The 22532-nt window shown below is 40.1% G+C and carries 15 protein-coding genes and 1 pseudogene; 7 read left to right on the forward strand and 9 right to left on the reverse strand.

The features are described 5' to 3' along the window. The first annotated feature begins 31 nt into the window (after window positions 1-31). The 4 genes from pyrF (at window position 32) to I2F31_RS05325 (ending at window position 5109) form a co-directional block, all read left to right on the forward strand. Window positions 32-715: an orotidine-5'-phosphate decarboxylase gene (gene pyrF, locus I2F31_RS05310; protein WP_195768484.1), complete on the forward strand. Its 684-nt coding sequence runs from the start codon at window positions 32-34 to the stop codon at window positions 713-715. 169 nt (window positions 716-884) lie between these two features. Then, complete coding sequence (zapE, locus tag I2F31_RS05315) at window positions 885-1976, forward strand: cell division protein ZapE (protein ID WP_228285072.1); 1092 nt, start codon at window positions 885-887, stop codon at window positions 1974-1976. 142 nt (window positions 1977-2118) lie between these two features. Beyond that, entirely contained in the window at window positions 2119-4284 is a 2166-nt protein-coding gene (locus I2F31_RS05320; protein ID WP_195773545.1) for a malate synthase G, read from the forward strand. Window positions 4285-4449: 165 nt separating this feature from the next. After that, window positions 4450-5109, forward strand: coding sequence for an SOS response-associated peptidase family protein (locus I2F31_RS05325; protein WP_195768551.1), 660 nt, complete (start codon window positions 4450-4452; stop codon window positions 5107-5109). A 176-nt stretch (window positions 5110-5285) separates the two neighbouring features. Here I2F31_RS05325 and I2F31_RS05330 read toward each other — a convergent pair whose 3' ends face one another. The 9 genes and pseudogenes from I2F31_RS05330 to I2F31_RS05370 form a co-directional block, all read right to left on the reverse strand. Continuing rightward, window positions 5286-5723, reverse strand: a complete 438-nt coding sequence (locus I2F31_RS05330; protein ID WP_195768487.1) for an RcnB family protein — start codon at window positions 5721-5723, stop codon at window positions 5286-5288. Window positions 5724-5960: 237 nt separating this feature from the next. Further along, entirely contained in the window at window positions 5961-6854 is an 894-nt protein-coding gene (locus tag I2F31_RS05335) for a LysR substrate-binding domain-containing protein (protein ID WP_195768552.1), read from the reverse strand. A 384-nt stretch (window positions 6855-7238) separates the two neighbouring features. After that, window positions 7239-9251 (reverse strand): esterase/lipase family protein, encoded by a 2013-nt coding sequence (locus tag I2F31_RS05340; protein ID WP_195768488.1) that lies wholly within the window; start codon window positions 9249-9251, stop codon window positions 7239-7241. A 95-nt stretch (window positions 9252-9346) separates the two neighbouring features. Next, entirely contained in the window at window positions 9347-10294 is a 948-nt protein-coding gene (locus I2F31_RS05345) for an ABUW_2363 family tetratricopeptide repeat lipoprotein (protein ID WP_195773546.1), read from the reverse strand. A 95-nt stretch (window positions 10295-10389) separates the two neighbouring features. Next, entirely contained in the window at window positions 10390-11196 is an 807-nt protein-coding gene (cysE, locus tag I2F31_RS05350) for a serine O-acetyltransferase (protein WP_195768490.1), read from the reverse strand. Beyond that, window positions 11193-12038 (reverse strand): RNA methyltransferase, encoded by an 846-nt coding sequence (locus I2F31_RS05355; protein WP_195768491.1) that lies wholly within the window; start codon window positions 12036-12038, stop codon window positions 11193-11195. The genes cysE and I2F31_RS05355 overlap by 4 nt, the downstream gene beginning before the upstream one ends. 44 nt (window positions 12039-12082) lie before the next feature. Next, a pseudogene (gene dnaE / locus I2F31_RS05360) lies at window positions 12083-15556 on the reverse strand (DNA polymerase III subunit alpha); the annotation flags it as partial. Window positions 15557-15713: 157 nt separating this feature from the next. Then, on the reverse strand, window positions 15714-16772 hold the full coding sequence (locus tag I2F31_RS05365; protein WP_195768493.1) for a type II asparaginase: 1059 nt from the start codon (window positions 16770-16772) through the stop codon (window positions 15714-15716). A 336-nt stretch (window positions 16773-17108) separates the two neighbouring features. Next, window positions 17109-18344: a pyridoxal phosphate-dependent aminotransferase gene (locus I2F31_RS05370; protein WP_195768494.1), complete on the reverse strand. Its 1236-nt coding sequence runs from the start codon at window positions 18342-18344 to the stop codon at window positions 17109-17111. Window positions 18345-18496: 152 nt separating this feature from the next. Here I2F31_RS05370 and msrB point away from each other — a divergent pair, with 152 nt between their 5' ends. The 3 genes from msrB (at window position 18497) to I2F31_RS05385 (ending at window position 22476) form a co-directional block, all read left to right on the forward strand. Next, window positions 18497-18916: a peptide-methionine (R)-S-oxide reductase MsrB gene (msrB, locus tag I2F31_RS05375; RefSeq protein ID WP_195768495.1), complete on the forward strand. Its 420-nt coding sequence runs from the start codon at window positions 18497-18499 to the stop codon at window positions 18914-18916. Further along, complete coding sequence (locus tag I2F31_RS05380) at window positions 18913-19395, forward strand: glutathione peroxidase (RefSeq protein ID WP_195768496.1); 483 nt, start codon at window positions 18913-18915, stop codon at window positions 19393-19395. The genes msrB and I2F31_RS05380 overlap by 4 nt, the downstream gene beginning before the upstream one ends. A 147-nt stretch (window positions 19396-19542) precedes the next feature. Further along, window positions 19543-22476 (forward strand): insulinase family protein, encoded by a 2934-nt coding sequence (locus tag I2F31_RS05385; protein ID WP_195768497.1) that lies wholly within the window; start codon window positions 19543-19545, stop codon window positions 22474-22476. Window positions 22477-22532 lie beyond the last annotated feature (56 nt).

The raw sequence follows: 22532 nt of genomic DNA on the forward strand, positions 1-22532 counted from the left end.
GCTTTGATTTGTTATTTGTTGAGGTTATACCTTGAGTATTATTGTTGCTTTAGATTCGAAAAGTAAAAAAGAAGCTTTACAGCTTGCTGACCAGCTCGATCCTGCACTTTGTCGAGTAAAAGTAGGTAAAGAGCTTTTTACTCATGAAGGACCTGATGTGGTAAAAGCTTTACATCAACTCGGGTTTGACGTGTTTTTAGATTTAAAGTTCCATGATATTCCAAATACGACTGCACAAGCTGTATGTGCGGCGGCAGACCTTGGTGTGTGGATGGTGAATGTACACGCATCAGGTGGGCGAAAAATGATGGAGACCTGTGTAGAGCGGTTACGTGCAGGGAATTATCAAACACAACTGATTGCAGTGACTGTACTGACATCTATGGCACAAGAAGACTTAAAAGATATTGGTTTAGATGTTAATCCTGTAGATCATGTACGTCGTTTAGCACGCTTAACGAAAGATTCAGGTTTAGATGGTATTGTCTGTTCAGCTCAAGAGGCTGCCTTTTTACGTGCAGAACTTGGATCTGACTTTAGTTTAGTAACGCCAGGTATTCGACCTGAGGGTAGTAGTAGTGATGACCAAAAACGAATTGTGACTCCACCGCAAGCGATAGAAGCGGGTGCAACACATTTAGTGATTGGTCGACCAATTACTAAATCTGCTCATCCTCGTGAAACATTACAACAAATTATACAATCAATCACGTAAGCATATTTTGAGCTAAAAAACCCATAATGATATGGGTTTTTTTATGTATAGTGAAACTTCATTAAAATCATTGACTACTACAAAACAGCATATTTACATCTTCTAAAACAGATATAGTCTAAGTCGAATTTTTGCTATGCTTCATATTATTTGTTAGATGCTTTTTATTATGGATCAGCACTCACCACTCGTTATTTATCAAAAAGCCATAGATCTAGGGCAGTTGACCCCAGATACTGCACAAAAAAAAGCAGTAGATGCTTTAGATTTATTGTGGCAACAGTTGTTAGCTGAAGCAAAAGCATCAAAAAGCATTTTTTCATTTTTGCGTAAAAAGCAAAGTCCACAAGGTGTATATATGTGGGGTGGCGTTGGCCGTGGTAAGACATGGTTGATGGACTTGTTTTTTGAAGCATTGCCTTTAGAGCGTAAAATGCGTTTACACTTCCACCACTTTATGCAGTATGTGCATCAGCAACTTCATGAACGGGTCGGACAACAAAACCCTTTAGATGCTGTCGCAGATCATATTTTTGAGCAAGCACAAGTGATTTGTTTCGATGAGTTTTTTGTATCTAGTGTGCCAGATGCAATGATTCTGAGTGATTTATTCCAAAAGCTCTTTCAAAGAGGCGTGAGTTTGGTCGCAACGTCAAATATTGCACCTGATGGTTTATATAAAGATGGCCTGCATAGAGATCGGTTTTTACCAACGATTGCGTTGTTAAAACAGCATTGTCATATTTTAAATGTAGATGCGGGTGTGGATTATAGGTTGCGTGAGTTACATCAAGCGGGCCTATTTCAGAGTCCTTTAAATGAACATACCGCAGAGTGGGTACAAGCACGGTTTAATGATGCCGTTGGAGTAGACACGGTAGAACATACAGCGATTGAGATTAATCATCGTGAAGTTCTAACCTTGGCACATACAGAAAATACCCTATGGTGTCATTTTAATGAACTATGTTTAAAACCACGAAGCCCAAGTGATTTTATTGAAATAGCGAATAGGTATCCTACCGTTTTTGTGAGTGAAATACCGAATTTGACGGATCAATTGGCTGATGGTACACGACGGTTTATTTATCTGGTTGATGAATTTTACGACCGTGGTGTGACGCTAATTTTAACATCACAAGTACCTATTTTAGAGTTATATCAGGGAGAGAAGTTAGCGTTCGAAATTGAGCGAACACGTTCTAGACTATTAGAGATGCAGTCTGATGAGTATTTAAACAAAGGGCATCGCTTGGGTTGATTTTTAGCTAATCTGGTGTGGTTTTTGCTTTGCAATAGCTAGACTAAATGCGTACTGCGATTTTTAACAAGATCACGTAATGTATTGATAATACAACAATACAGCTTAGTGTATTCAAGAATAGATCAGATTAGGAAAGAAAATGACGCAACGTGTACAGATTGGTGATTTGGCAATAGACCAAATCCTTTTTGATTTTATGGAAAAAGAAGCACTGCCAATTGCAGGTTTAAATAGTACGAGTTATTGGACCGAGTTCGAACGTATTGTAAAGGCGTTTACAGGTAAAAATAAGCAACTTTTGCAAAAACGTCAAGATTTCCAATCTGCACTGACCAAATGGCATACAAATAATGTATTTGAGTTAGAAAAATATAAAGAATTTCTCTATGAAATTGGTTACTTATTACCTGAAGTTGCTGATTTTTCTATTGAAACTGCCCCTGTAGATGCTGAAATTTCTACTATTGCAGGCCCTCAATTGGTCGTTCCTGTACGTAATGCACGTTATAGTTTAAATGCTGCCAATGCACGTTGGGGCTCATTGTATGATGCTTTGTATGGTTTTAATGTCATTTCTGAGCAAGATGGTGCAACCAAAACAGCACAATATAATCCTGTGCGTGGTCAAAAAGTGATTGCGTTTGCAAAGCAATTTTTAGATGAAAATTTTGCTTTAAAAGTAGGCTCACATGCAGATGCTGTAAAGTATCATTTTGAAAATAAGCAGTTGGTTGTTGTGCTAGAAGACGGTCAAATCACTACACTTGCAGATGATTCACAATGTGTAGGCTTTAATGGGGAATCATCAGCACTTACTGAATTAGTATTTAAGCGTCATCAACTGCATGTCATTATACAATTTGATGTGAACCATTTTATTGGTCAGACAGATAAAGCACATATCAAAGATATGATTTTAGAGTCTGCTGTGACCACCATTCAAGATTTAGAAGACTCTGTTGCAGCAGTGGATGCCGAAGAAAAAGTAGAGGGCTATCGTAATTGGCTTGGCTTAATGCAGGGTACACTGAAAGATCGTTTTGAAAAAAATGGTCAAGTCCTAGAGCGAACCCTAAATGCTGACCGCTCTTATCAAACGATTAATGGTGAAACTGTAAACCTACATGGCCGTTCAGTCATGCTTCTACGTAATGTGGGGCACTTAATGACAAACCCAGCCATTTTAGTTCATGGTGAGGAAATTTTTGAAGGCATTTTAGATATTCTTATTACACCAATGTTAAGCAAGGTTGATATTTTAGGTCAAAATACGCTAAGAAACTCTCGTACAGGGTCTATGTATATTGTGAAACCTAAAATGCATGGTCCTGATGAAGTAAAATTTGCTGTTGAATTATTTGAGCAAGCTGAGCAATTGATCGGATTACCACCCAAAAGCCTGAAAATAGGTATTATGGATGAAGAGCGTCGTACCTCTGTAAATTTAAAGGCATGTATTGCTCAGGCTAAAGACCGCGTCATTTTTATTAATACAGGGTTTATGGATCGTACAGGTGATGAAATTCATACCTTTATGGTAGCAGGGCCAATGGTCAGAAAGGCAGATATTAAACAGCAAAAATGGTTTGCTGCCTATGAAAACCGTAATGTTGCAATTGGCTTAGCCTGTGGTTTACAAGGTAAAGCCCAGATTGGTAAAGGCATGTGGCCTAAGCCAGATCAGCTCTTTGAAATGTATGAAAGTAAAATAGAACATCCACAAGCGGGTGCTTCTTGTGCTTGGGTGCCTTCACCATCGGGTGCAGTGATTCATGCCATACATTACCATCAATCTAGTGTGTCTGAAAGACAAGATGAGCTTGCAAAACAAGAGATGCTTAGTTTAGATGATTTACTCACACCACCTTTAGCGGAACAGGTAAATTGGACAGCTGAACAGATTAATCAAGAGCTTGAGAACAATTGCCAAGGTATTTTAGGGTACGTAGTACGCTGGGTTGACTTGGGTATGGGGTGCTCTAAAGTGCCAGACATTCACAATGTGGGCTTGATGGAAGATCGAGCAACGTTACGTATTTCTTCACAGCATATTGCCAACTGGTTGCATCATGGTATTGTGACTGCAGAGCAAGTCCGTGAAACATTAAAGCGTATGGCTCAAATTGTAGATCAGCAAAATGCACATGATCCAAAATATAAAGCGATGTCTGAAAACTTAGCCAATAATATTGCATTCCAAGCGGCATCTGACTTGATTTTTAAAGGAGAGGTTCAGCCTTCGGGGTATACCGAACCACTGTTACACGCTGCTCGTTTAAAGCTAAAAGGTTATGTTGCAAGCTAATCTAGTCTAATCTTCTATTACACCCTAAATATCGTCTATATTTAGGGTTTTTTATATTAAATATAGGATTTTTCTATCTTTTGTATCTAAAAAAACACGTATGTAAGAATACTCAGTCATGATAAAACAGGTTAAAATAACAGTAAGTTTATTTAATCAATGATTATGTGTGCAAATTTTAGACCCTTGACGCTCAGTCAACAGCAACAATTAAACTTACCAGAAATTACTTTTGACTATGTAAAGGAAGTTTTTCCTATGGGGCGGTTTCCATTACTCTTTTGCTCAGAACATGGCAAAGAGTGGAGGGAAGTTGTTTTTGGGCTAGTACCAAAGTGGGCAACTGAGCTGGAGATTGCTAAGAAAACGTATAATGCTCGCCAAGAAACTTTATGGGATAAACCTAGTTTTCAAAATGCTTTGCATAAATACAAATTTGGTGTATTTGCTGTGACAGAGTTCTACGAAAGTAAATATGTTGCAGGGCAACCACAGCGTTGGGGTGTTCGCCGTAAAGATGGTGAAGCATTTTATATTGCAGCACTTTATGAAATTTGTAAGATAAACAATGATATTATTCGCTCAGCAACCATGTTGACCATGGATGCGATAGATCATCCGATGATGAGTAAGTTTCATGAACCAGGTAATGTGAAACGTTCGGTGATTGTCATTCCTAAACATCGGTTAGATGAGTGGCTGACCTTCAAAAGCCCTAACATTGCTTCATTTGTGCAAGGCTTTGATGTAGAAGCATTTGAATGCTCTCATGTACCAAAAATAAAATACAGTCAGCCATCACCACAGCTCGATATTTTTAATTAATTTAAATCTCTGAGTAAGTCATTTCTTTTGAGGTGGGTAAATTGATTCAATACTTTGATGGGCGGTCATGAGCGTATATGACCGACCGCTTGCATCAAGTTGGATTATTTCACTTTAAAAGAAGCCTTTAGGCTTTTAAAATCAATGGCTATTTTTAAAATAGAGTTAGGTTGGTTTTAGTGTTGGTGTAGTAAGATTGAGCTAATCACGCCTGTAGCGACCGCTACTAAAATATAGTCACCATTCACATTTAGCCAACGGTGGCCACGAGGTGGTGTTGGTAACTGTTGACGTCTCCAATCATTGACATAGTAGTGTGATGATCGGTATTGTTTTGGTATGTATTGGCCTTTACGCCATTGTGGATTTTCTCCTCGTGGTCCCTGTTGAGCATAATATGGCCCTTGTTGATGAGGACGATCTGGGCCACGATCACGTTGTTGAAATTGAGGTTGTGGTCCATTGGGACTATGTCTTTGTTGGTTGGGTTGACGATCTGAGAAGTCATCTGGGCCACGTTGTGGGTCATTTGGGCCCGCAAAAGCAGCAATACTTGTAAATGTTGTTGATGCAATTAATCCAACAGTGAGTAAGCGTTTTGTTAAAGGTTTCATTCTAAAGTTCTCGTGTCTTTATGACGTTGGAGAGAACATTAACAAAAGATTTTCTATAAATAATGAAGAAAAAAAACCGCTATGTAACGGTTTGAGAGGCTTGTATGACAATGTATCTTCATCTGTATAAATTGTTTTTTGATTAAAAATAAAAATATATCAGTAGGTTATACGTTTTATCTGCTGTATTTTGTATTTAACAAAAGATATATGATGTTACATGTGTATGTATATCAATTACTTTAAATGCTCTACAAGATAGTCAATTAAGACCCGTACAGCAGGAAGTATACCTCGGCGTGATGGGTAGACTAAATGTAAAATACCATGCGGTACGTTCCACTCGGGTAACACATAGTGAAGTTGTTTTTGATTAATTTCATCACAAACAATGGTGTCTGGTAGTAGAGCAATGCCTTGATTTTTTATTGCTAAAGCTTTAAGTAAATTGAGATCAGACCCCATAATGGTGGGTTTAAGCTGTACTTTTACATTGGCTTGTTGATGGTGGCTTAAAGTGAGTGTTTGTTCTGTAAACTCTTCAGACATGCTTAAAAAATGGTGTTTGCTCAAGTCTTGTGGAGACTTAGGCGTGCCATATTGGTTGAGGTAAGCTTGGCTTGCAAATAGGTGTTGTGTTTCTTGTCTAAGTGATCGGACAATCAGGTTCGGATCATCATCAATTTGTGTGCGTACTCGAAGTGCTAGATCGACATTTTCATTCATTAAATCTACACGGCGGTTACTGACGATCATTTGAATTTTTACTTCAGGATACTGTTGTAAGAAATCGGGAAGGATTTGAGGAAGTTGATTTTGTGCAACAGATACGGGAACGCCTATTCGAACAACACCACGAGGTTGCATACTCAAGTGGTTGATCAGATCATGTGCAGCTTGTGCTGCGCTAGTCATTTCTTGGGCATGTCTATAAACGTTTTGCCCAATGTCGGTCACTGAAAATTGTCTAGAGTTACGTTGAATTAAACGTACACCTAAATGCTCTTCAAGTGCATAGACTCGGCGACTGAGTTTAGATTTTGGAATGTCTGTTGCACGTTCTGCAGCACTAAATCCACCATGTTCTACAACCATGGCAAAGTAGTAAAAATCATCAAGCATATTAAGTATTAGATATGAGGCTCTGTTGAGTAGTATCTATGATTTTAGCGATGATTTAAATATTTTTTCGCTTGATCTTTTTATAAGTGGTTGAAAATGACTGGCTAATGCTGAGGAATACTTATTGGGAGAGATAAAAAATAAAAACCGATGATATTAGTAAGTGTATGATTTAAATTATAAAAATTATAGTTTTAGCATGAAACTACATATCAATAAGAGTAATGCAGTATTATTTACTGTGTAAGGAGTTAGATAGTTTTATTTAGCTATACATCAAAAGTTGTTTGAATGGTAAATACAAGGCTACAGCGAGCTTATCTTTTTGCTTGAATATAAAAAGCTAAGCAAAATGCTTAGCTTTTTTAATAGTAGTACATGTAGTAAATAAAACTAAGGCTTTTTTACTTGATACAAGCCATGTTCAATTAAATGCTGTCGTAAAATTCGCCTAAGCTCAAGCACTGCCTCAGGTGTTTCTTGTATAGAGTGCCCACCTTGGATGACTTTTTCAGAAACAGCACCATCTAAATGTGCGCTTTTATATGGCACAATCCCATCTGTCATGATGTTAGGATCTGTACTATTGGTGCTATTTCCCATGACTGAATGATATGGTAGTTTGGCTTTTGGCATAATGCCTTGAGTGAGCTCCATAAATTTTGATTTATAGCTTAAGTCGCTTGGGCCATTTTGTATGAGGCCATTATCTATATGTTTGACAAAATCTTTAGGATCAATATCACCTTGTAATGAGTCAGCGACTGCACCTAAAAAAGCACCAGGTAAACGAATCACTTTACGTGCTACGCGAGTAAACCATAAATCTGCATATGCTGTTCCTCGATGCGGTGAAGCTAAAAAAACAGCTCGATCAAAATTATTAATCGACTTCATTTTTAAGCGATCAACAATAAATGGTATGTTTTTGGGCTGAGCGAGTTGTCTTTGTTTAAAAATTTTAAAGGCTTGTTTGCTAATATCAGCATTACTAACCAAAAGGCGAGATATCACGCCACCCATACTGTGTCCAATCAGTACTGCATTTTGTGCCGCAGGGGCCTTAGGATCCAATTGACCAAATGCTTGTTGGGTAATCGCATAAATTTGGTAACGACTTTCAAGCATAGGCATATTGGTTGAGTAAAAAACTTGCCATACTTGATAATGCTCACGTAATACAGCATCTCCCATAATATCATTGGTTAATCGAATCCATGCCTCGGGGCTACTGGCTAAACCGTGTACCAATACAATCACTTTTTTATTTGGGTTATAAGGCTCTAACATATACAAATGAGGCATTGTCAGTTGCTGATCACGATCAATCAGTGACAAGTATGCTGCTTTACCTAAATTAGTACTTGCTAACCATAGGCCATAGGGTGCAGAGAAGTTTGCTGCAAGTGGATAGGCTTTGCCTTCAACTTGAAGTTGATCAAATTGATAGGGGTCGGTGACTTTAATATATAAAGGTGCATTGCTGAGTAAAGATTTAAGGCTGGTATTGGCTGCAGGTTCTATTGAAATAGTGGTTGCAAGGTATTCTGGTGAGTGAATATTGGGGTTGACGCCATCTTTAAATTTATAGTTCAGAGGGTCTAAAATATATTTGTTTTCTTCACTCATTTTAGGTTTGGCAAGCACAGTCACAAATTCAGAGCCAAAACCGTCTCTGCGGTTAATGGAGCGGAGTCCTGAAAAGTTTAAGTTGTAGCTTGAAATAAAGTCTTCAATTTTTTGGTCTTTAAGCTCGGGGAAGCGACTGAAGTCAATAATATATTGGTTATTGGCAACATTAAAGCCACTGTTGGCTGTATTGGCAGGTTTTTGGGTCGATGACAGCATAATCAGCTTCGCAATGGCCTGATTATAAAAGTCACGAACCTGTACTTGGCGGTTATCAAAAATTCGTTGATCTGGGTGACGCTCAGTCTTAAATAAATAAGCATAGCTATAGCGAATACTGCGGTCGAGCATCTGCATTTCTTGTTGAATACAGCTATTTTGAGCGTTGAGTTTTTCCTCTTGTTTGGCTGATAGTACCTTATCTTGAGTAATTTTAGATTTACACTCAGAAGACTTTTCAAGTGACATCGCTTTGGCTAAATACAATTCACTTGCCGTTGAGAAAAACTGTTCGTTTGGAATCTGTGGAATTTGCTCAATGTCTGATAGGCATGATGTCGGGTCATTGCTACAGATTTTGGCCTCACGGCCTGTCATAGACAAGATATTTAAACTGGCTTCACTAATCTTGTCACGGGTAAGAATACTGTCTCTTTCATTGGAGATGGTCACGTTAAATGCTTGTTGTTTCACACTCACGACCTGACAGCCATGAAGTGCAATTGCACTGGTGAGTGTAAGCAATAGGGGAATTGCTTTTTGTGGGAATTTGAGCATAAAGGCTTAAAAAAGTTAAATTTATACTCAAATTCTACATGAATAGGTCAAGGCAAAGCTAGGGCAATGATTTGACCACATGATGAGGTAGGGGTTTAATAACTGCCTTTTTTCATGTTGTTTAGATTTTCCCAGACGTTGGTTCGGCCTTGTGTTTGAATATCTTTAATCAGTTGGTCTGTTACTAGCGTTTCTTGTGGGTATTTCACTTTGTAGTTACGTAAAACAGTAATTGCATTTTTATTTTGCTCTAAATATAAGTAATTATTAGCAGCAGATAAATACGCCTCTTGTACGCCGCCTTTCATGGCTTTATCTAAATATGGAATGGCTTCACGCTGACCACCGCCTTCAGATAGGTTGAAACCGAACCAAAAATTAACTAAAGGGTCATTCGGTACCATTTTTAACAGTCTTTGTCCGTATTTTAGCGATAGGGTGGTGTATTGAGCACCTAAGTCTAAATTACGTGCCATGATACTGGCTTTAAATGCTCTTATGAGTACATCATAAGATGCATTGTCTTTGCTTGCATAGCCATCTAAAAATTGAGTGGTTTGTTTAAGCTTATTTTCAAAGCCACGGCGAACCATTTTACTGGTAAATTTAGGTGGGTAATGGCGTGCTTGGCCTTCAACGAGTTGTAAAAAGTCATCTATTGCTGTGACATCTAACTCATTTTGACCCGCCAAAGGTGAAAATTTAATGGTGTTTTTATTGCTGTCTATGGTTGGAATAATAAGATGGTTTTCATCAAAAGTTTGCGTTTGGGTTGGGTCTTTCGGGTTGGTTGCAATCATTTTAGTGACAGGTTGCGCAGCAGCTCTTTGTAAGTCCACTTCAAAATCAGATGGTTTATCATAATTTACTGGATTTAAAACATAAAATGGTGCAGGTAAGTCAGGTTCTTTAAATATAATTGGTCCTGTTGGTGCGGCTACTGTTGCGGTAGGTGCTACAGGGTGTTTTGCTGTGTCCATGTTTGAGCATGCCGAAAGTATTGCTGCTGTTGTTACTGTTATGGCAAGGGTTTTTACTTTCATAAGATTTTCCAATTGTAATTGTTGAAGATCATGCATTGATTGACGCAGTTTAATGTAAAAGAAAACAGCTGTGCAATGTAATGCATGTAACCAAGCTAAGTCTTTGGTGTAGATTTTTGTTCATTACATACTTGTCTAATTTTTTCTAAAATTTCAAGTTGTTCTTGGGTCATTTGATCTTGAGGTGTCGTTGCAACGTATTTGGGGTCAAGGGCAGTTAAGCGCTCATTTAACAGACTCATTTGCTTTTCATTGTGTTTGAGCCGATCAAGCAATATATTCATGCCTTCTAAAATAGGGTCAGACTGATTTGGTGAGGCGGCATAGGCTTGAAAGCCAATACTTTTAGCATAAGCTTCACGTTGTTGGTCTGTGTCAGAAGGCTGTTTATTTTTGACAATATAGCGGGCAGGACTTCCTACAGCGGTAGTGTCTGTTGGTACTGCTTTTAAAATGACAGTATTTGAGCCGATTTTTGCATTTTTTCCAACGGTAAAAGGCCCTAAAATTTTTGCACCTGCACCAACAATCACACCATCTTCTAAAGTAGGGTGACGTTTGCCTTGTTTCCACGTGGTGCCACCTAGGGTTACGCCGTGGTATAGCGTGACATCATCCCCAATTTCAGCAGTTTCACCAATGACAATGCCCATGCCGTGGTCAATAAAAAGTCGGCGACCGATTTTAGCTCCAGGGTGGATTTCAATGCCCGTGGCAAAACGACTAAATGACGCGAGTGTGCGGGCACTGGTTTTAAAGTTATTTTGCCACATTTTATGTGCAACACGGTGTAACACTAAGGCATGTATGCCCGGATAGGTTAATAGCACTTCTAATGTATTTCTTGCTGCAGGATCGCGTGAAAAGACAGCAGCAATATCTTCTTTGAGCTGTTTAATCATGGTATTTGATCCTCTTGTACTTGAGTATGTTCTGATTTTTTCCATTGACCTTGACTGAGTGCTTGTACTCGGCTAAATACACCACGCAGTAAATTGTATTCCATACGGTCAAGTTGGATTCGTCCAAATAAGCGTTTGAGTCGTGTGGGTAATAGTCGTGGATTGTTTGGGTCGAAAAACTCAATGTCAGCAAGCATTTTTTCCATATGTGGGTAAAATTCTTGCATCTGTTGTTGTGTAACTAAGGGCTCGTCCCACTGCATGTGCTGTTGGTTTGTCACAGGCATGTGTTGTGAGTCAGCGTCTTGTGTTGTCTGTGTCGCTGCGGTGGCCATGCGTAGCTCATAACAAATAATTTGAATGGCTTGAGCAACGTTAAGTACGCCATAATCTGTATTTACAGGAATGGTGAGGTGGTAGTTGGCAAGTGCCAGTTCTTCATTGGTCAGACCACGGTCTTCACGGCCAAATACGATAGCGACCTCATGTTGTTGCTCACAAATATGTTTTGAAATGAGCTCTGCTGCGGGGCGAACATCAAGCAATGGCCATGGTATGGTGCGACTACGGGCACTGGTGCCAAAGACAATATGACAGTCTGCAATGGCCTCTTGTAAGGTCTCTACAACTTCTATTTTTTCAAGTAAATCAGTTGCCCCTGCGGCCAATGCGGTAATGTCTGGGTGCGGGAATGTTTTGGGTGCAACAAGGGTTAAACGGCTGAGTCCCATGGTTTTCATGGCACGTAAAGCACTGCCAATATTGGCAGGCAAAGTAGTATTAACCATGACAATACGGACATGTTGTAATTGTGTATTGATTTCTTGGTTATTCGATGACATAAAAATTTCCGAGCAAAGTGGCTTAGTGTAAATATGGGCTAGTTTGGTCTTGTTGGTTGCTGTAAAGTCTTTGATTTGACCTGATATTCTATATGAATCGTATCTTTTCCAAAATAGTCACGTAGTGCACACAGGGCTTCATCTAAAGGGGCTATCCGCCATTGTGTATTTGGCTGGATCTTTGCTTGAGCATAGTCTGTATCTATTTTAAAGAGTAAAGGAATATGCTGACACATGTCTACTTCACAATACGGGTGAATGAGTGTTTTTATGTCATTTGCCAGTGTAGGGGTAAGGACATCGGGTGCTAGACTAATTTGAATGTTTTGAGCACGTTTTTGTCGTATTTCATTCAGACTAAATGCCTTTGATAGTCTAGACATTGGACGATCAAAACCTTCACGCTCGTATAGGTCACCTTCTATAATTACGACTTTTTCGACTTGTATGATGTCTTTAAAGCGTTGAAAGCGTTCATGGTTACAACTGACTTCTAAACGTGCTGTACCATCGTCAAGCGTGATCATCATACGGTTTGGGAAGTTCGCGACATCAAGAACCAAGCCTGCAAAAACAGTGGTTTGCCCACGCTTTGTTGGAGTGAGTTGGTTGAGTTTGGCTGGAATAAAGGCTTTGAGTTCTGCACGATAAACATCAATAGGGTGGCCTGTAAGGTATAAGCCAAGGGTATCTTTTTCCCCTTTTAAACGGACTTCATCTGACCATGGTTTCAGTGGCTTACTTGGTTTTCGTTGAATTTCCTCAACTTCACCAAACAAATCCATCATGCCTGTTTCACGGTTTTGTCGTGCTTGGTCGGCCGCTTGTACAGCTTCTGGAAGTTCCGCCATGAGTGTTGAGCGTTCAGTATTTAGGCAGTCGAGTGCACCTGCACGAATGAGCGCTTCAAGTGTTCGCTTATTCATTTTTTTAAGGTCAATACGGTGACAAAAGTCAAAAATGTCACGATATGGGCCATCTTGCTCACGTGAGTCAATCACAGATTGCATGGCTTGTTCGCCTACGCCTTTAATTGCACCAAGCCCATAGACAATGGTTTTATCATCAATGGCATGAAAGCGATAAATAGACTGATTGATAGACGGTGGTAATACCTCTAAGTGGTTGTTTCGGCAGTCATCAATTAAAAAGACCACGCTGTCCGTGTTCTGCATTTCCGAGGTCATCACCGCTGCCATAAATTCAGCAGGGTAATGTGCTTTTAGCCATGCGGTGTGGTAAGCAACCAAAGCATAAGCGGCCGCATGCGATTTGTTAAAACCATAGCCTGCAAATTTTTCCATAAAGTCAAAGATATGGTTGGCTGTGGCTTCGTCAATGTCTTTTTTTGCAGCACCTTCGGTAAAGATTTTTCGCTGTTTGACCATTTCTTCGGGTTTTTTCTTACCCATGGCACGGCGTAATAAATCTGCACCCCCAAGTGTATAGCCTGCACACAACTGTGCTGCTTGCATCACTTGTTCTTGGTACACCATAATACCGTAGGTCGGTTCAAGTACACCTTCGAGTAGTGGGTGTAAGTATTCAAACTCGCCACCGTGCATACGGTGAATAAAGTCAGGAATAAGATCCATTGGGCCGGGGCGATACAATGACACAAAGGCAATAATTTCTTCAAACTTGCTCGGGCGAGCTTCTTTGAGCATACGTTTCATGCCCACAGATTCAAACTGAAATACTGCCGTAGTATTGGCTTCAGAGAAAATCTTATAGGCTTTGCTGTCATCTAAAGGAACATGAATAATATTGAGTGGCTCATCTAATTTGAGTCGCTTATTAATATTTTGTATGGCATCTTCAATGACCGTGAGGTTACGTAAGCCTAAAAAGTCAAACTTGACTAAACCTGCTGACTCGACATCATCTTTGTCGTACTGTGCAACACGGTTGGTACCATCTGCATCGCACATGATGGCTGAAAAGTCGGTGATTTTCCCAGGTGCGATGACCACACCACCTGCGTGTTTACCCGTGTTTCGGGTAATGCCTTCAAGTTTAAGCGCCATTTCCCAAATTTCACTGGCATCGTCATAATCTGGGTTAGATGGGTTGGTGACAATGTCTTTAAGCTGCGGTTCCATATCAATGGCAGTGGCAAGGTCAACACCGAGTGGTTTTGTGGGCACCATTTTGGAAATACGGTCTGCTAAACCGTAAGATTTACCCAGTACACGGGCAACGTCTCGTATCGCACCTTTGGCGGCCATTGTACCAAAAGTCGCAATTTGTGAAACAGCATCACGCCCATAGTGTTGTGCCACGTATTCAATGACACGGTCACGCCCTGAAATACAAAAGTCGACATCAAAGTCGGGCATAGATACCCGTTCAGGGTTTAAGAAACGTTCAAAGAGTAAATCATAACGCAGAGGGTCTAGGTCGGTAATATTTAAGCTATACGCAACCAATGAACCTGCACCTGAACCACGACCCGGCCCTACAGGTACGCCGTTGTTTTTAGCCCAGTTAATAAAGTCCATCACAATCAGAAAGTAACCTGGGAAACCCATGCCTAAAATAATACGCACTTCATATTCAATGCGTTCATCGTAAGGTTTTCGGATCTCTGCCCAGTGCTCATCACGTTCACTGACAGGGTAAAGCTGTTTTAAGCGTTCTTCGAGTCCTTCTTTTGAAAGGTGCTCAAAGTAGGTGTCTATGGTGAAGCCTTCAGGAATAGGGTAGTCAGGTAGAAAGTACTCACCAAGGCGTAAGTTGACATTACAACGCTTGGCAATATTTACGGTGTTTTCAATGGCACTGGGAATGTCTGCGAATAAAGCGGTCATTTGCTCGGCAGTTTTAAAGTACTGCTCTGAGTTATAAATATGCGGACGCCTTTGGTCTGCAAGTACATAACCATCTGCAATACAAATACGTGCTTCATGAGCTTCAAAGTCTTCTGCATGAATAAAGTGCACGTCATTGTGTGCGACAACCCCCACTTGATAGGTTGATGCAAGTTGTATGGCTTCGTTGATAAATAGTTCTTCATTGCTACGGTTGGTACGCGTTAGGGCAAAGTACGCACGGTTAGCAAAGGTGTTATGCCATGCTTCGAAAAGCGGAACGGCTTTGTCTGGGTGTGATGAGCACATGGCTTGACCCACATCACTTTGTTGGCCGAGTAAAATAATCAGGTCTTGGTGCTGTTCTAAAATCCACTCTTTTTTTATGCATGGAATATCAAGTTTTTGCCCTTCGATATATCCTTTTGAAATAATTTCAGTCAGATTGCGCCAACCTGTATTGGTCATAGCAAGTAGCGTAACGCGGTGTTCAGCATCTTCAAGTTGTACGCTTGCCCCTAAAATAGGTTTAATGCCTTTAGATTGGCATGACTTAAAAAATTTAACCGCTGCATGTATATTCGATAAGTCAGTAAGGGCAAGTGCGGGCATATTGTCTTTTGCCGCAGCTTTCATGAGCTCTGGTATACGAACAATCGATTCAGTAATAGAAAATTCAGTGTGAATACCCAGATGAACAAACTGCATTAAAAGATCCTTAGCGTCATTTAAGTTGTTATTTTAACATGCTATGGTTTAAACGCATGTGTTGATTATGCTTTTTACGCCGATTTAATGCACTACTATAAAGCAAAAAAGGTGTGCCAGTTTGGCACACCCTTGTCTATTATCGTGCAATACGATTTTAGTATGCGTAGAACATTCTTTGTAATTCTTTTGCATCTTTAGTTTTGGTCAGTGCAAGTGCAGTCAGTAAACGTGCTTTTTGTGGGTTTAAGTCATGTGCAACAACCCAACCGTATTTGTCATCTGGTTGTTCTGCATTACGAAGAACAAAACCTTGCGGTACACGTGAAGAGCGGACAATTTGAATGCCATCTTGCTGAATTTTAGTCAATGTCGGGACAAGGTAGTTTGCGACAGAACCATTCCCTGTGCCTGCATGAATAATGGCTTTTACGCCTGCTTGTTGAAGTGCAAGGTAAGATTGAGCCAACATGTTGTCTGAACCGTACACGATTTGTACTAGTGGGAGTGTATCACCTTTAATATTTTCAATATTAAATTCAGATGAGTTGTTATGTAACTTACTTACATCTCTAAACCAGTATGCTTTACCTTCAACGACGCTACCTAAAGCACCCCATGGGCTTGTAAAGGCATTGGTATGAATGTTGATGGTTTTAGTCACATCACGGGCAGCAAAAATATCGTCATTCATCATGACTAAAGTGCCTTTACCTTTTGCAGAGTCTGAAGATGCTAATGCCACAGCGTTATAAAGGTTAAGTGGGCCATCAGCAGAAAGTGCTGTACCAGGACGCATTGAACCTACTAAAACAATCGGTTTGTCTGTGTGTACAACAAGATTTAAGAAGAAGGCAGTTTCTTCCATCGTGTCTGTACCATGTGTAACAACAATACCATTTACATCTGGTTTCTTAACTAACTCATTGATTTGACGTGCAAGTTGAATCAACTCTTTATCTGTAATGCTTTCAGATGCAATTTGTAGGGCTTGAACACCGCTCACGTTTGCCAATTCTTGTACTTGTGGTACAGCATCAAGCAGTGCATTTACAGGAACTTTTGCTGCTGTATATGTTGCACTGTTGGTTGCACTTGCACCCGCACCTGCAATTGTTCCCCCAGTTGCAACAACAACGACATTATTTTTTGCAAAAAGTGCAGTTGGAGAAAGAAGTGTTAAAGCCATTGCTAAAGAGGTGAGCGTTTTTTTCATGGAGAGGATATCCTTGCCAATGTGTTCATTAAATTGTTCAGGCATAACTAAGCACTATGTATGCCAATTTTATGAGTTGTGTATTTTTATGGTTATATTTTGTTCTTCAACTTATTTTTGTGTAAGTGGTGTAGTTTACCTTACATAGGGTGTCTAAAACGTATTCTTGCCAAAAGTCTATTTTTATTGCCATTAAATCTACGAGCAGGTATTTTTTGCTGTTGATAAGCACTGAGGCGTGTAGGATGCTAAACAAAGAGTAGATATAAATAGCAGAGCTTTAAAAATGAGATGACAGCGACCCACTCAAAGTGAGTCACTGTAGGGCTTCAAAGACTAGCGTATGCTGGCCAAGAAACGGCCAATACGTGAAATGGCTTCTTTAAGTTCATTTTCTGCAGGTAAAAATACCACACGGAAATGGTCTGGGCTTGGCCAATTAAAACCAGTACCTTGTACCAATAGTACTTTTTCAGCACGTAGTAACTCAAGCATGAGCTGTTCATCGTCTTGTATTGGGTACATATTTGGGTCTAAACGAGGGAAGCAGTACATTGCACCTTCTGGTTTAACACAGCTCACACCTGGTATTTCATTGAGCATTTCCCAAGCAATGTTGCGTTGCTCGTACAAACGACCACCAGGTCGAATTAAATTATTAATACTTTGGTAACCGCCTAGCGCCGTTTGAATGGCAAATTGTGCTTGATGGTTGGCACACAGTCGCATAGATGCCAACATGTTTAAACCTTCAATATAGTCTTCAGCACGTGTTTTATTGCCGGTAATGGTCATCCAACCTGCTCTATACCCTGCAACACGGTGGGATTTTGACAGACCATTAAATGTAATACAGAGTTGATCACCTGCGAGTGCCGCTACAGAGACATGCTCTATACCATCGTAAATAATTTTGTCGTAAATTTCATCTGCAAACAAAATAAGGTCATGCTTTTTGGCAAGCGCAATGATCTTTTCAAGTACATGGCGTGGGTAGACCGAACCTGTAGGGTTGTTCGGGTTAATAATCACAATACCACGGGTACTTTGCGTGATTTTGCTTTCCATATCTGCAATATCTGGATACCAGTAGTTTTCTTCATCACATTTATAATGAATCGCTGTACCACCAGATAAATTGACGGCAGCTGTCCATAATGGATAGTCAGGCATCGGGACTAAGACTTCATCGCCATCATCTAGCAAACCTTGCATTGCCATAACAATCAGTTCAGATACGCCGTTGCCAATATACACATCATTGACGTGCATATCTCGAATGCCTTTTTGTTGGTAATACTGACATACGGCTTTACGTGCAGGGAAAATACCTTTTGAGTCTGTGTAACCAATCGCATTGGGTAGGTTGAGTGCAACATCATTAATAATTTCTTGTGGTGCTTCAAAACCAAAAGGGGCAGGATTACCAATGTTGAGTTTAATGATTTTGTGCCCTTGTTCTTCCATTTCATTGGCGGCTTGTAACACTGGTCCACGAATGTCATAGCATACATGCTCAAGCTTAGATGACTTTTTGATCTCGCGTGGTGGGGTGTTACCTTGAACGGGCATAGTGTTGTCCAATTATATGTATGTTAAAAGAAAATAGATTACTGAAAATGCACAATCTACTTGAAATTTTTCTAGCATTTTAGTCTGCGGTAGCGTAAATATAAAGACAATAACATGCGATATTGAATTTTATATCTTTCAAGGAGTTTGTCATGGGAAAAGTCAATAAAACAGACCGTGAGTGGCGAAGAGAGCTCTCTGCAGAGGAGTATCGTGTTACACGACAAAAAGGCACAGAGGCGCCGTTTACAGGACAGTATTGGAACACCAAGCAAGCAGGACAGTACAGTTGTAAATGTTGTGGTGAAGTGTTGTTTTTATCTGATTCTAAATATGACAGTGGTTGCGGTTGGCCGAGCTTTTTTAGACCAGCAAATCAAAGTGTTGTGGCAGAACAAGAAGATTTAAGCCTTGGTATGATGCGTACAGAAATCACCTGTGAACGTTGTGGTGCGCATTTGGGGCATGTCTTTGAAGATGGGCCACAACCGACAGGGCTACGTTACTGTGTCAATTCAGCATCATTAACATTAAAAACAGAAGAAAAAAATGATGGAGAGAGTTACCCATGACCACAATTTACCAACTACAAGCAGATTTACTCAGTGGTAAACAAAAGCATTTCTCAGATTATGAAGGGCAGGTGCTACTTATTGTAAATACTGCCAGTAAGTGTGGGTTTACACCACAATTTGCTGGCTTAGAAAAATTGTATGAGCAATATAAAGCACAAGGTTTAGAGGTTTTGGGTTTCCCATGTAACCAATTTGGTGGGCAAGACCCAGGTACACATGCAGAAATAGAGACATTTTGTCAAAAAAACTACGGTGTGAGTTTTCCTATGTTTGCCAAAATAGATGTAAAAGGCCCAGAAGCACACCCTATTTTTAGATTCTTGACCCGTGAGGCAAAAGGGGTATTAGGTACACAAAGTATTAAATGGAACTTCACCAAGTTTTTAGTCGGAAGAGATGGCAAGGTGATTGCACGTTATGCACCAACGGCAAAACCTGAAACATTACGAGAAGATATTGAACGTGCACTCGCTTAAAAATAACACAGTTAACGGCATGCCTTATCGCTTGCCCAAACGCTGTGTTAGAGTAGCCTAGTTTTGCCTATATATTAGGTTGTTTGTCGTTGATTGCATGACAGTGAACGGATTTAAGTTATTAGTTAAAAGGTTTTTGGAGATCACATGACGGTTGCAGTTACCGAAACACAAAAAAATACCCATGAAGCATTTGAGTTTGTGCGTAAGCAGTATGTAGAGGCGTTAGATGTTGAGGTGTCTGAGTATCGTCATGGTGTGACGGGAGCGATACATTATCATCTTGCAAGCCAAAATACTGAAAATGTATTTTTAGTGGCTTTTCGTACGCAACCGATGGACTCTAAAGGGACGGCACATATTTTAGAACACACTGTACTGTGTGGTTCGGAAAAGTTTCCTGTACGTGACCCATTCTTTTTAATGATTCGCCGTTCACTCAATACGTTTATGAATGCGTTTACAGCAGCAGATTGGACAGCGTATCCATTTGCCACTGAAAATAAAAAAGACTACTTTAACCTACTTTCAGTGTATTTAGATGCTGCTTTTGCTACGAACCTGAACCCTTTAGATTTTGCACAAGAAGGCATACGTGTTGAGCTTGAAAATGACAAGCCTGTATTTAAAGGCGTGGTATTTAATGAAATGAAAGGGGCAATGAGCTCACCGTCAGATCAGTTATATCACCGTTTAGCGCATCATTTATTCCCTGAAACGACATATCACTATAACTCAGGTGGTGAACCGAGTGACATTCCAGATTTAACCCATGAGCAGTTGGTTGCTTTTTATAAGAAGCACTATCACCCAAGTAATGCCATTTTTATGACTTTTGGTGATTTACCTGTTGTTGAAATTCAAGAAAAGATTCAGCAACAAGCGTTGGTTAACTTTACACGTGGCGAAACCATCTACTCTAAACCCGAACGTCGTTTAACTGCACCTGTAGAAGTGGTTGAGCCATATGCCGTTGACTCGACTGAGCTCAAAGACAAAACCTATCATGTGGTCTCTTGGTTATTGCCAGAAGTGAGTAACATTAAGCTACGTTTGGGTATGCGTTTGGTTGAAGGTATATTGCTAGAAAACTCAGCATCGCCGTTACGTCAGTATTTAGAAACTTGTGATTATGCAGAATCTTCAGGCCCATTTATGGGCGTAGATGACAGTAATTTTGAAATGACTTTTTTCTGTGGTGTACAAGGTTCAAACCCAGAACATGCCCAGCAGTTCCAAGATGGTGTTTTGAATATTTTAAAACAAGTGGCAGCAAAACCTGTAGATGCTACAGAGATTGAGTCGATCTTACACCAAATAGAGTTGACGCAACGAGAAATTACCGGTGGTACACCGTATGGCTTAAGCCTGATAATGAATGGTATGGGTAGTTTGATTCACCACAATGACCCACTGGCTGTATGGGATGTAGATAGTGCCATTGAAATGGTACGTGCAGAATTAAAAGACCCAATGTGGCTGTCTAACTTAATACAAACCTATTTATTAGATAACCCACACCGTGTTTTATTAACGCTTGTACCAGATGCAGAAAAAACTCAGCGTGATCAAGCGGCTGAGCAAGCACGTTTAGATGCGATTGAAGCAACATTAACTGCTGAACAACGCACACAAATTATACAACAAACAGAAGACTTAAAACGCCGTCAAGATACGGTTGATGACTTAAATCTCTTACCTAAAGTAGGTTTAGAAGATATTCCTGAAAGCATTGATATTATGACAGGTGAAGCACAAAGTGTTTTACTTGATGGTCAGGCAACGCCTTTGCATGTATATCATGCAGGAACCAATGGCTTGTATTACCAACAAGTGGCGATTGAAGTGCCATTAGAGGTTGTGCAGTCGCCTTACTTTAGCTTGCTGAGTATTTTAATGGGTGAGGTGGGTGCAGGACAATACAACTATCTAGAGTTACAACAGTTGCAAACAGCTGTAAGCGGTGGCTTTGGTATGGGTGTGTCATTACGTTCGGGGCTGAATGATAAAAATGAAATGAGTTCATTTTTAAGTTTAACCACAAAATCACTGACTAAAAAATTAGATGCCATTGCACTGCTGAAGTTGGCATTTGCAGATATGCGTTTTGATGAAAAAGACCGTATTATAGAGTTACTCCAAGAGCGTAAAACCCGTTGGCAGTCACGTATTAGTGGTGCAGGCCATAGTTATGCCATGCAAATTGCTTCTCGTGCCATGAATACTTACGCAGAACGTGAATATTTTAATACAGGTCTTGGGGCACTGAATTGGTTGGCCGATTTAATTAAAAAGATTGAATCAGATCCAGTGGCTTATGCAGACTTTATTACTCAAATGCAGTCTATTCAGCAACGTTTATTACAGTCACCAAAACAATTCTTATTGGTGAGCGAAGAGCAACACAGTGCGAGCTTAGTACCATACATTGAGCAGGCATGGCAAAATGTAAATGTGACAGGTGATGTGATTACACTTGCTGATGTACCACGCCGTCATGTCGATGGTGATCAAGCTTGGCTTGTACAAACCAATGTGCAGTTTTGTTCAGCGGCTTACCCTGTAGTTGCTGCTGCACACCCTGATGCTGTCGCACTGATGGTGCTGTCTGCTTATTTAAGAAATGGTTTCTTACACAGTGCATTACGTGAAAAAGGCGGTGCGTATGGTGGTGGAGCAGCTTATGATGCAAACAGCTGTTCATTTAGGTTTTATAGTTACCGTGACCCACGTTTGGCAGAAACCTTTGCAGACTTTGAGCGTAGTGTCACGTGGCTCTTAACAGAAGAGCACCAAGACCATCAACTTGAAGAGGCAATTTTAGGGTTGGTTGCATCTATGGATCGTCCAACATCGCCAGCAGGCGAGGCAATTACTGCCTTTTATGCACAGTGCCATGATCGTACCCCTGAGTTTAGACAAAAGATGCGTCAAAACTTATTGGCAGTCACTTTAGATGATGTCAAGCGTGTTGCAGTTCAGTATTTACAAAACGGTGTTGCCACACGTGGCGTGGTTGCACCATTTGCAAAACGTGAAGAACTAGAGCAACTTGGGTTTGATATTCAACAACTCAACTAACAAAACAATAAGGAAAATCAATCATGCAATATAAAGTGAATAAAAAATACACACAT

The sequence above is a fragment of the Acinetobacter rathckeae genome (genome assembly GCF_015627125.1).
Lineage (GTDB): Bacteria > Pseudomonadota > Gammaproteobacteria > Pseudomonadales > Moraxellaceae > Acinetobacter > Acinetobacter rathckeae.